The 11,593-nt window shown below is 58.8% G+C and carries 12 protein-coding genes; 8 read left to right on the plus strand and 4 right to left on the minus strand.

The features are described 5' to 3' along the window. Positions 1-3: 3 nt before the first annotated feature. A complete protein-coding gene (locus IM299_RS21145) occupies positions 4-696 on the minus strand; it encodes a response regulator (RefSeq protein WP_047364560.1) in 693 nt (230 codons plus the stop codon). After that, positions 686-2,311, minus strand: coding sequence for a sensor histidine kinase (locus IM299_RS21150; RefSeq protein WP_193358058.1), 1,626 nt, complete (start codon positions 2,309-2,311; stop codon positions 686-688). The genes IM299_RS21145 and IM299_RS21150 overlap by 11 nt, the downstream gene beginning before the upstream one ends. Before the next feature lie 345 nt (positions 2,312-2,656). Here IM299_RS21150 and IM299_RS21155 point away from each other — a divergent pair, with 345 nt between their 5' ends. Genes IM299_RS21155 through citG form a run of 8 tightly spaced genes read left to right on the plus strand, consistent with a single transcriptional unit; the run spans position 2,657 to position 9,965 of the window. Further along, on the plus strand, positions 2,657-4,018 hold the full coding sequence (locus tag IM299_RS21155) for a 2-hydroxycarboxylate transporter family protein (RefSeq protein WP_045630637.1): 1,362 nt from the start codon (positions 2,657-2,659) through the stop codon (positions 4,016-4,018). 17 nt (positions 4,019-4,035) lie between these two features. Beyond that, positions 4,036-4,899, plus strand: a complete 864-nt coding sequence (locus tag IM299_RS21160) for a fumarylacetoacetate hydrolase family protein (protein ID WP_048957278.1) — start codon at positions 4,036-4,038, stop codon at positions 4,897-4,899. 10 nt (positions 4,900-4,909) lie between these two features. Next, positions 4,910-5,932 carry a [citrate (pro-3S)-lyase] ligase gene (gene citC / locus IM299_RS21165; RefSeq protein ID WP_193358059.1) on the plus strand — a complete coding sequence of 341 codons (1,023 nt, stop codon included), beginning with the start codon at positions 4,910-4,912 and terminating at the stop codon, positions 5,930-5,932. Positions 5,933-5,948: 16 nt separating this feature from the next. Next, positions 5,949-6,242: a citrate lyase acyl carrier protein gene (citD, locus tag IM299_RS21170; RefSeq protein WP_193358060.1), complete on the plus strand. Its 294-nt coding sequence runs from the start codon at positions 5,949-5,951 to the stop codon at positions 6,240-6,242. Then, the gene (citE, locus tag IM299_RS21175) at positions 6,239-7,114 is read left to right on the plus strand and encodes a citrate (pro-3S)-lyase subunit beta (protein WP_041908314.1); all 876 of its coding nucleotides are present in this window, start codon (positions 6,239-6,241) and stop codon (positions 7,112-7,114) included. Before citD ends, citE begins: the two co-directional genes overlap by 4 nt. 10 nt (positions 7,115-7,124) lie before the next feature. Further along, positions 7,125-8,648, plus strand: a complete 1,524-nt coding sequence (citF, locus tag IM299_RS21180; protein ID WP_193358064.1) for a citrate lyase subunit alpha — start codon at positions 7,125-7,127, stop codon at positions 8,646-8,648. Further along, the gene (gene citX / locus IM299_RS21185) at positions 8,645-9,184 is read left to right on the plus strand and encodes a citrate lyase holo-[acyl-carrier protein] synthase (protein ID WP_193358061.1); all 540 of its coding nucleotides are present in this window, start codon (positions 8,645-8,647) and stop codon (positions 9,182-9,184) included. The genes citF and citX overlap by 4 nt, the downstream gene beginning before the upstream one ends. Beyond that, on the plus strand, positions 9,162-9,965 hold the full coding sequence (citG, locus tag IM299_RS21190; RefSeq protein ID WP_193358062.1) for a triphosphoribosyl-dephospho-CoA synthase CitG: 804 nt from the start codon (positions 9,162-9,164) through the stop codon (positions 9,963-9,965). The genes citX and citG overlap by 23 nt, the downstream gene beginning before the upstream one ends. A 90-nt stretch (positions 9,966-10,055) precedes the next feature. On the opposite strand, the gene IM299_RS21195 is transcribed toward citG, so the two are convergent. Next, positions 10,056-11,312, minus strand: a complete 1,257-nt coding sequence (locus IM299_RS21195) for a nucleoside permease (RefSeq protein ID WP_193358063.1) — start codon at positions 11,310-11,312, stop codon at positions 10,056-10,058. A 74-nt stretch (positions 11,313-11,386) separates the two neighbouring features. Beyond that, positions 11,387-11,593: hypothetical protein (locus tag IM299_RS23015; RefSeq protein ID WP_227013206.1), on the minus strand; the 207-nt coding region annotated here is incomplete at its 5' end.

Below are 11,593 nucleotides of genomic sequence, written 5' to 3' on the forward strand. Positions count from 1 at the left end.
TCGTCAGGCTTCTGCGCGGCGGTACATCCTCCTCGGATGCCCAATTTTCCCGTACAGCATCTCCACCGTCAGAAAACCCACCTCCACGCAGTGTTCCAGATAGCGTCGGGTGGTGGTTTTACTCAGTCCCGTCTCGCTCACCACCTCATCCACCGTAAAGCAGTGCGCCGCCTTGCTGTTAAACAGCGTTTGCACCCGCGCCAGCGTGTTCTCCTCTATTCCCTTACTGCCGTTGTCCAGACGATAGTTTTTCGCCTGTAACTGATAGAGTGAATCCACGTTCTGCTGGTCAACAATCTTCCAGACGCGCTGCTGCTCGGCAAACTGCACAAAACGCTCCAGCGACTGGCTGAGCCGCTTCCAGGAGACCGGCTTAAGGATATAGTCAAACGCGCCGTTGCGAATCGCCTGGCTACAGGTGTCCATATCGCTGGCGGCGGTGATGAAAATCACCGAGCAGTTGGCGCGGGCCAGCATCGGGTTGCTGATAAGGGTGATGCCTTTGCCGTCCGGCAGGTAGTTATCCAGCAGCATCAACTGCGGCTGTTTACTCTCAAGCTGAACCTGCGCGTCGGCCAACGACGCGGCAATCCCCACCAGCCTCAGGCGCGGATGTTTACCGATAAGCTCCGCGTGCAGCTGTGCCAGTTCGTTCTCGTCTTCAACAATCAGTACGTCGATAAGTTCATGTTGCATAGTCGGTATCTTCCAGTTGCCGGACGGTTCCCGAGGCCGGGATAAACAGTGAGAAAATGGTCCCGTGCGGCATGTTATCGGCAACTTCTATTGTGCCGCCAGCCTGCGTGACGTAGCTTTCAATCAGATACAGGCCAATCCCGTGATCGCCCCGCGTTTTGGTGGTGATGCCGCGTTCAAATATCCGGTCACGGATCGCCGGGGTAATGCCAATGCCCTGGTCGGCCACTTCAATAATCAGCTCCTGCTCGCTGAGTTTTATCAGCACTTCCACCGGCGCATGCGGGAGCGGCGATCGCTGCGTCGCTTCGATGGCGTTATCCAGCAGGTTGCCAATAATCGAAATCAGCTCTTGCTCTCCCAGCGGCAGGAACGGTTTGTCCAGCCGACAGGCCGGGTCGAAACTCAGCTCGACGCCTTTCTCACGCGCGCGGGCGGCTTTTCCCAGCAGCAGCCCGCAAAGTGTCGGGGAACTAAAGCGGGAGGAGATAAAGTCCAGCAGCTCCTGAGCATGCTCCGACTGCGCCTGAATGTAGCGAATGGCCTCTTCATAGCGGCCCATATGCAGCAGGCCGGAGAGGGTGGTCATCCGGTTCAGCTGCTCATGACGCATAATGCGCAGGTTATCGACGTAGCGTTTTACCTGGCTGAGCTGGCTGCTGAGAGAGTCGATCTCGTTGCGATCGCGGAAGGTGATCACCCAGCCCTGCAGCGACCCCTCAAGCATGATGTGTACCCGGCTGGCAATCACCGTGAGATCGTTAAAGCGGCAAATCTCGTCATGGGTATCTTTCGCCAGCATCGTCTTCGTGTCGAAGAACGGGACCGGATCGATCACCTGGCTTATCAGCTGCCCGCGCAGTTCCCGGGCCGGCTGGCTCAGGCCCAGCAGCTTGCGCGCCGCCTGGTTGATCACCTCTATGCGCCGTTCGTTATCAATGGCGATCACGCCTTCGTAGATGGACTCCATCATCGCCTTTTGCTGGCGCACCAGCAGGCCGATCTCTCGTGGCTCCAGGGAGAAGATCTGCTTCTTAATACTACGGGTAAAGAACCAGGAGAAGACAAAGAGGGCGATCAGCAGCAGCATGGCGGCAATCAGGATATTGACCACTTTACTGACGGTAATGGTGTCCAGGTAGCTGGTGAGATAGCCAACTGAAACAATGCCGACCACCTGCCCGGCGTCGTTGAAAATGGGCGCTTTACTGCGCAGTGAAATGCCCAACCCGCCTTTTCGTATGGTTGTCGTGCTTTTCCCCTGCAATACGGCTTCATTGTCGCCGCCGACCAGCGTCGTGCCCACCCTGTCGGCAAAGACGGAGTGAAAAAGATGCCGTCCCGTATTATCGCCAATGACAATAAAGCTGGCGTCGCTGTGCGCGGCCATTTTCTGCATAAAATCATGAATGGCGTTGATATCTTTTTGTTCAACTTCAGTACGCAATGACGGAATAAGCGCAATCTCTTCTGCCTGTATTTTAGCGCGCGCACTCATTTCCTGATAAAGCTGTTTTCCGACATCGGCATAATAATATCCGCCCAGCAGCACAAAAAGTACTGAGAAAAAGACAACCAGCGAAATAAACAGCTTAATCTGGAAAGAGACTTTCATAACTATCACGCAAAGTAGCGGCAAAGATCGTCAATATATCATCTTTTTTCATGCGGACGTCCGCTTTGCGGGAAACTTGTGATCCCTTGCACAGCAAGGCCTGTAAATGATTTATCCAGAAGGCTTATGATCTTCATGCTGCTACGTTAAATGTTATTTGGGCGTTCAATTCAGAAAAGAAACCATAAAAACCACGATAATAAATAAGGCATAAATCACATTAAATAAAAGAAACCATAAAAACCATAGCTGCCATTAAAACTTCGCTTTTAATATGCCATTCCTCACATAAAGTAGGCCTTTGTGACTCTAAGCTGAACGCACAAAATAACTAAGGGGCTTATTATGAGCACAACTGACGATTCTTTCTCTGTTACCCACGACCCGATTGAAATTCAGCGGCCATCCCTCAAGGAGCGGTGGTGGCATATTATGGATACCTGGAAAATCGGGATTATTCCTCTGCCGCTGTTCGTTCTGGCGGGCGCGCTGATTGCGATTGATTGCCTGGGCGGAAAGCTGCCGAGCGATATCGTGGTGATGGTGGCGACGCTGGCCTTCTTCGGCTTTGCCTGCGGTGAGTTCGGCAAACGCCTGCCGATTGTCGGCAAGCTTGGTGCGGCGGCGATTTGCGCCACCTTTATCCCTTCCGCACTGGTCTACTACGGTTTGCTGCCGGACGTGGTGGTGGAATCCACGACTAAATTCTACAAATCCACCAACATTCTCTACCTCTATATCTGCTGCATTATCGTCGGCAGCATCATGAGCATGAACCGCACGGTGCTGATTCAGGGCTTCCTGCGCATCTTCTTCCCGATGCTGTGCGGTGAAATCGTCGGCATGATTGTTGGCATGGGCGTGGGGCTGGCGCTGGGCCTCGAGCCGTTCCAGATCTTCTTCTTTATCATTCTGCCGATCATGGCGGGCGGCGTCGGGGAAGGGGCGATTCCGCTTTCCATCGGCTATGCCACCCTGCTGCATATGGACCAGGGTGTAGCGCTCGGCCGCGTGCTGCCGATGGTCATGCTCGGCGGGCTGACGGCAATCATCATCTCCGGCTGCCTGAACCAGCTCGGTAAACGCTACCCGCACCTGACCGGTGAAGGCCAGCTGATGCCTAACCGCGCGAATGCCGATGCCACCGTCTCTCAGCCTGCGTTTTCCGGTAAAGCAGACGTGACGACTATCGCCTCCGGCGCGCTGCTGGCGGTACTGCTCTATATGCTCGGCATGCTCGGCCACAAGCTGATTGGCCTCCCTGCGCCGGTCGGCATGCTGTTTATGGCGGTGCTGGTGAAGCTCTGCAACGGCGCCTCTCCGCGCCTGCTGGAGGGCTCGCAGGTGGTGTACAAATTCTTCCAGACCTCCGTGACCTACCCGATCCTCTTCGCCGTTGGCGTGGCCATTACCCCGTGGCATGAACTGGTGGCCGCCTTCACGCTGACCAACCTGCTGGTGATTATCAGCACCGTCTCCGCGCTGGTGGCGACCGGGTTCTTCGTCGGTAAAAAGATTGGTATGCACCCGATTGATGTCGCCATCGTCTCCTGCTGTCAGAGCGGACAGGGCGGTACCGGCGACGTGGCGATACTGACCGCAGGCAACCGCATGAGCCTGATGCCGTTCGCCCAGATTGCTACCCGTATCGGCGGCGCGATTAACGTCTCTGTCTCACTGCTGATTCTGGGCAACTTCCTCGTCTAAGTATTCAGGAAAAAACAATGAAACTCGCAAGCTTTTTATACCAGGGAAAACGCAGCTACGGCATCGTCCAGGCCGAGGGCGTGATTGATTTAGGCCGCCGCCTGGGCGACCGTTACAGCGACCTCAAGGCGCTGCTGCAGGGCAACGGTCTGGCGCAGGCCACCCGTTACCTGAACGACGCGGTGGATGTACCGCTGAGCGCCATCACCTTCTTACCTGTGATCGTGCAGCCGGAAAAAATCCTCTGCGTGGGCATGAACTACGCCGACAAGCGCAAGGAGTTTGACCAGCACAACCCGGCCCCAACGCTGTTTGTCCGCTTCCCGGACTCACAGACCGGCCACAACGAGCCGGTGCTGAAGCCGCGCCACTCCAGCGAATTCGACTACGAAGGCGAGCTGGCGGTGATCATCGGTAAGGGTGGGGAGAACATCAGCCGCGATGACGCCCTGCGCCACGTGGCGGGCTACAGCTGCTACATGGACGGCTCCGCCCGCGACTGGCAGCACACCTGGTTCACCGCCGGTAAAAACTGGCGTCAGACCGGGGCGTTTGGCCCCTGGATGGCGACGGCGGATGAGATCCCGGACCCGCACAGCCTGGCGATCCGCACCTGGCTTAACGGCCGCATGGTGCAGGAGGACAACACCAGCAGCATGATCCACAAGGTCGCGGAGCTCATCGAGTACATCAGCACCTTTACCCGCTTAAGCCCGGGCGACGTGATCATCACCGGCTCCCCGGGCGGCGTGGGTAAAAAGCGTAACCCGCCGCTGTTTATGAAAGAGGGGGATCGCATTGAAGTGGAGATCGAGCATATCGGTCATCTGAGCAACGTGATTGTTGAAGCGCCAGCCGTCGGGCTTGCGGCGGCACACTGAGAAAGGCGGCATGAACAGTCAACCCATCGATTTTCGCCAGACGCTGGTGGCGAAACACCCGGAACGCTTAAGCCAGATCCGCTACCTGCTGGCAGACAGCGGCCTTGGCCTGGACAACGACATCACGCTGTTTGTCGAAGCCTGGTCCGGCGCGCAGCTGGTGGGTTGCGCAGGACTTGCCGGCAACGTCATCAAATGCGTGGCGGTCAACGAGCAGCTTCGTGGGGAAAACCTCAGCGCGCGGCTGCTGGCAGAGGTGGAAAATGCGGCGCTGGAGCGCGGCCATTTTCACCTCTTCCTCTGCACCCGTCCGTGCAACAGGGAGCGCTTTGCCCGCAGCGGCTTCTGGCCAATTGCCCAGAGCGGGAACAACGCGGTGCTGATGGAGAACACCCCGCAGGGGATCGCGCGCTACTGCCGTACCTTAAGCCGGATGCGAAAGGGCGGGGAGAAAACTGGCGCGATAGTGATGAACGCCAATCCGTTCACCCTCGGCCACCGCCATCTGGTAGAGCAGGCGGCGGCGCGGTGTGACGCCCTGCATCTGTTCGTGGTGCGTGAAGACGCCTCGTTCTTCCCGTTCAGCGCGCGTCTCGAGATGGTGCGCGCGGGCGTAGCCCATCTGCCGAACGTGGTGGTGCATGAAGGCTCGCAGTACATCATCTCCCGCGCCACCTTCCCGGCCTACTTCCTGAAGGAGACCGGAAAAGTGCAGCAGGCGTGGAGCGAGATCGACGTGCTGATCTTCCGGGACTTCATCGCCCCGGCGCTCGGCATCACGCACCGCTTCATCGGCTCGGAGCCTTTTTGCGACATCACCCGCCAGTACAACCAGACGCTGCATGACCTGCTGGCCTCGCATATCGAGGTGGTGGAAATGCCGCGCATCAAGGCCACCGGCAACGCCATTTCGGCGTCCGAAGTGCGCCGTTTACTCAAGACACAGCAGTTTTCCCGGATCCGGGAGATCGTCCCGGACTCCACCTTCGCGCATCTCGAAACACACTATCGTGCGAGTGCGGAAGTCGCATAACTATCAGGAAATTATCATGAATATTGTAAGGGAGGCGCTGGCCGGAACGCAGGAGTCCAGCGACCTGATGGTGAAAATCGCCCCCGCTCACGGCGAGCTGGAGATTGTCATCCACAGTGTAGTGATTAAGCAGTTTGGCGAGCAAATTCGTCAGGTGGTCAACGACACGCTGCGCGCCATGAACGTGCGCCAGGGGCTCATCATTATTGAAGACAAAGGGGCGCTGGACTGTGTTATTCGCGCCCGCCTGCAAAGCGCGCTGATGCGTGCCGCCGATGAACAGGCCATCAACTGGGAGGCGCTGAAATGAGTAAACTCCGCCGCAGTATGCTGTTCCTGCCGGGCGCCAACGCCGCCATGCTTTCCACCGCGTTTATCTACCGCCCCGACTCCATCATGTTTGACCTTGAGGACGCCGTCGCCCTGCGTGAGAAGGACACCGCGCGCCTGCTGGTATTCCACGCGCTACAGCACCCGATGTATCAGGATATCGAAACCGTGGTGCGCATTAACCCGCTCAGCACCCCGTTTGGCCTGCTGGATCTGGAAGCCGCCGTGCGCGCGGGTGTGGACGTGATCCGCCTGCCAAAAACCGACACCCCGGACGACGTCTACGAGCTGGAAGGCCATCTTGAGCGCATTGAACGCGAGTGCGGCCGCGAGGTCGGCTCCACCCGCGTGATGGCGGCGATTGAGTCGGCCATTGGCGTCATCAATGCCGTGGCGATTGCCCGCAGCTCCCCGCGCCTCATCGGCATCGCGCTGGCCGCCTTTGACTACGTGATGGACATGCAGACCGAGCGCGGCGACGGCACCGAGCTGTTCTATGCCCGCTGCGCCGTGCTGCACGCCGCTCGCGCCGCGGGCATCGACGCCTTCGATGTGGTGTGGTCAGACGTTAACGACGAGGCCGGGTTCCTCCGCGAGGTCGATCTGATCCGCAAGATGGGCTTTAACGGCAAATCGCTGATTAACCCGCGCCAGATTGACCTGCTGCACAACGCCTACGCCCCGACGCAGGAAGAGGTGGATCACGCCAAAAGGGTGATTGAAGCGGCAGAAGAGGGCGAGCGTAACGGCCTGGGCGTGGTGTCGCTCAACGGCAAAATGGTGGATGCACCAATTATTAACCACGCGCAGGTGGTGCTGGAGCGCGCGGCGGCTTCCGGCGTGCGTCGGTAAGGATGAGATGATGAATCAGACAGAACTTCTCCACGTAAACTTCCCCCATCTGCGGGACCTGAAGCCCTTTGATACCGCCCACAGCGCGACGCCCTGGCTGGCGGACAGTGACGCGAAGCACAACCGCAAGCTCTGTGCCTCCCTTGAAGAAGCCGTAGCGCGCAGTGGCCTGCGGGACGGGATGACCATCTCCTTCCACCATGCGTTTCGCGAAGGCGACCGGGTGATTAACACCGTCGTGGCGCTGCTGGCGCGGATGGGCTTCAAAAACCTGACGCTGGCCTCCAGCTCGCTGATGACCTGCAACGATGCGCTAATAGAGCATATTGAAAGCGGCGTCATCACCCGGATTTACACCTCGGGCATGCGCGGCAGGCTGGCGGACGCCATCTCCCACGGGCTGATGGACGAGCCGGTACACATTCACTCCCACGGTGGGCGAGTGAAGCTGCTCCAGGACGGCGAGCTGAATATCGACGTGGCGTTTCTCGGCGTGCCGTGCAGCGATGCGTTTGGCAACGCTAACGGCACGCACGGTAAATCGTGCTGCGGCTCGCTCGGCTACGCGATGGTGGACGCGCACTTTGCCCGCAAGGTGGTGCTGCTGACCGAAGAGCTGGTGCCGTTCCCGAATATGCCCGCCAGCCTGGTACAGGACCAGGTGGATTACATCGTGCAGGTGGAGAGCGTGGGCGACCCGGCAAAAATCAGCGTCGGCGCGGCGCGCGTCACCAGCAACCCGCGCGAGCTGATGATCGCCCGCTATGCGGCGGACGTGATTGAACACTCCGGCTACTTCAAGCCGGGCTTCTCGATGCAGACCGGCTCCGGCGCGGCGGCCACCGCCTGCACCCGCTTTATGGAAGAGAAGATGGAGCGCAGCGGCGTAAAGGCGCGCTTTGCGCTCGGCGGTATCACCGGCAGCCTGGTAGATCTGCACGAGAAGGGGCTTATCGAAAAGCTGCTCGACACCCAGTGCTTTGACGGCCAGGCGGCGGCTTCGCTGGCGCGCAACCCGAACCACGTAGAGATCTCCACCAACGTCTACGCCAACCCCGGCAGCAAGGCGGCAAGCTGCGACCAGCTCGACGTGGTGATCCTCAGCGCCCTGGAAATTGACGTTGATTTCAACGTCAACGTCATCACCGGCTCCGACGGCGTGATGCGTGGCGCATCCGGCGGGCACTGCGACGTGGCGGCGGCAGCCAACCTGACCATCGTGGTCGCGCCGCTGCTGCGCAGCCGCATCCCCACCGTCGTGAAGCGGGTGACCACGCGCCTCACGCCGGGCGAAAGCATCGACGTGCTGGTTACCGATCACGGCATCGCGGTCAACCCGGCGCGCCCGGAGATCCGCGAGCGGCTGCTGGAGGCCGGGTTGAAGGTAGTGGACATCAGCGCGCTCTATGAGCGGGCGATTTCCCTGACCGGCGTACCGAAACCGATTGAATTTACCGACAAAATCGTCGGGGTGATCCGCTACCGCGACGGCAGCGTGATCGACACCGTACGACAGGTGAAGGAGTCAGTATGATTTTAGCGACACCCGTGCGGGCGGGTGTCAGCCTGGAAGAACTGCTGGCGGCGAAAGAGCGTCGCGCAGCCCGTCAGGCTGACATGCTTGAGCACTATAAACAGCCGGTGATCTCCCTCACGCTGGTCACGCCAGGGGAAATCAAGGACAGCCTGCGCTATCGCAACACCATGGGCGTGGCGCTCCAGATGTGCGACCAGCTGCTGTGGGAGAACCGCTGGCAGGTGCTGGACCGCCAGGTGCTGTGGCTGCCCACCGGACCGGAAGCTTTATGGTGCGTCGCCCATCCGGCGGCGGAAATCAAAGCGCACTGCGCGGAACTGGAGCAGACGCACCCGCTCGGCAGGCTGTGGGATCTGGACGTGATCTGCCCTCAGCACGGCCACGTCGGGCGTCAGTCGCTGAGAGAGAATCTCCGGCGCTGTCTGATCTGCGACGAGCCCGCGCATGCCTGCTCCCGTTCGCGGCGCCATCCCGTTGAGCAGGTTGTTTCCCGCGTGGAGAAGACGATCGATGACTGGTTTGCTCGCGACTAAACCGCGCCCGGTTGACGTGCCCGGGCTTGCCGAAGCGGCGCTGTGGCAGGAGCTGGAGCTGACGCCCAAGCCTGGGCTGGTGGACAAGCTTAACAACGGTTCCCATCGCGATATGGACCACGCGCTGTTTGTCCGTAGCATCGCGGCAATCACGCCGTGGTTTTCGCGCTTTGCTGAACTCGGTAACGTGCATGCGGATAAACCCGCTGACGCACAGCTGCGGCTTCTCCGCCCGATGGGGCTGGCCTGCGAGCAGGCGATGTACGCCGCGACGAACGGCGTGAACACGCATAAGGGTGGGATTTTTGCTCTCGGCCTGCTGTGCTTCGCTGCCGGGCGTGTGAAAAATATCTCCGCCAGCAGCCTCTGTTGTGAGGTGAGTAACATCTGTAGCGGGCTGGTGTCGCGGGAGCTGATCGCGCGCAGCGGGCAGGCGACGGCGGGCGAGCGGCAGTTTCAGCAGTACGGCTTAACCGGGGCGCGAGGCGAGGCGGAGAGCGGCTTTGCGACGGTGCGTAAGGCGCTGGGGCAGTGGAACGGACAGTCGCTTCACGACCTGCTGTTGCGCCTGATGGCGGTCAATCAGGACAGTAATCTCGTGTCACGTGGCGGCATTCAGGGGCTGCGCTACGTTCAGAGCTATGCGCGGGAACTGCTGGCTAACGGCTGGGATCGCGAGGCGTTGCTTAAGATGGATAAGGCACTGATTGAACGAAACCTGAGTCCGGGCGGCAGCGCGGATTTGCTGTCGGTGGGGTGGGTGCTCTCTGCAATAAAATAGCCGGGTGGCGCTAACGCTTACCCGACCTACTCTCCGTGCTTTTGTAGGCCCGGTAAGGCGAAGCCGCCACCGGGCAAAAGACATCAAGGATTAATGCGCAATGGGCTGTGTACCGTGCGCTGTGCGAACGTGCTTGTACTTGAACAGCGCGAGGAACGCGAAGAACAGCACCAGCGAATACGCCGCGAAGATCAGCCACACGGGCTGCCAGTCGGTGATACCGTTGGTGGTGTACATCTCAACCACTTTACCGCTCACCACGCCGCCCAGAATACAGCCGAAGCCGTTGGTCATCATCAGGAACATGCCCTGCGCGCTGGCGCGGATTTCAGGCTTCACCTCTTTTTCCACAAACACCGAACCTGAAATGTTGAAGAAGTCGAAGGCGCAGCCGTAAACAATCATCGACAGCACCAGCAGCACGGTGCCGAACGCGCTCGGGTCGCCGTAGGCGAACAGGCCGAAGCGCAGCATCCACGCGGCGATACTGATCAGCATGACGTTTTTGATGCCGTAGCGGCTCAGGAAGAACGGGATGGTCAGGATGAACAGCGTCTCGGAGATCTGCGAGATGGACATCATCACCGACGCGTGCTCAACGATAAAGCTCCCGGCAAACAGCGGATCGTTATCGAAGCTGTGCAGGAAGGTGTTGCCGAACATGTTGGTGATTTGCAGCTCCGCGCCCAGCAGCATGGAGAAGATAAAGAAGATCGCCATGCGCTTGTTTTTGAACAGCGCGAAGGCGTCCAGGCCAAGCATGGTGCTCCAGCTCTGGTTTTTCTGCTGGTTAGATATCGGAATGGTTGGCAGCGTCAGGGTGAACAGCGCCAGCAGTACGGAGAGCGCAGCACCAATATACAGCTGCATGTGGCTCAGCTCGAAGCCCGCGAAGCTCACGCCCCACATCGCCATGATAAAGCCGATGGTGCCCCAGATACGGATTGGCGGGAAGTCGGTGACGATATCCAGGCCGGCAGATTTCAGGCGGTAGTAGGAGATGGAGTTGATCAACCCAAGCGTTGGCATATACGCCAGCGAGTTAAGCAGGATCACCATAAACATCGCCCCCGGCGTGGTCACTTCGGCCGCCATAAACAGCGTCCCCGCACCCACCAGATGGCAAAGCATATACAGCCATTTCGCACTTAACCATTTATCCGCCACGATACCGAGCAGCGTTGGCATGAAAACAGCCGCAATACCCAGCGAGCTGTAGACGGCACCGATTGACGCACCATCAAACTTGAGCGTCACAAACATATAGGAGCCGAGTGTAGTCAGCCAGCTACCCCACAGGCAGAACTGCAGAAACGACAAGATTTTAAGCTGCAGCTTAAGGTTCATGTTACTTTCCTCACAAGTGAGCGGGAGATATGTTGTTATAGGAACATTCAGGGTTGTTATTTGATGCAATTCTATCAGTTGGCAACGATATGTTTTGTTACCTCCCGCAAAAAAATGCAATCCACATTAATTTGCAGTTTGGATTGTGATGCAAATAACATTTTCGTATGGGTGGAGGATAGGTGCGGCCTGATGCCCTCACCCTGACCCTCTCCCACAGGGCTGAGGGTTCCCCAGAAAAATGAAAAGCACGATGAAGTGTGATCTACTGGTTGCGCTAA

The organism is Enterobacter cloacae complex sp. P47BA (assembly GCF_014930485.1).
GTDB classification, from domain to species: domain Bacteria; phylum Pseudomonadota; class Gammaproteobacteria; order Enterobacterales; family Enterobacteriaceae; genus Enterobacter; species Enterobacter bugandensis.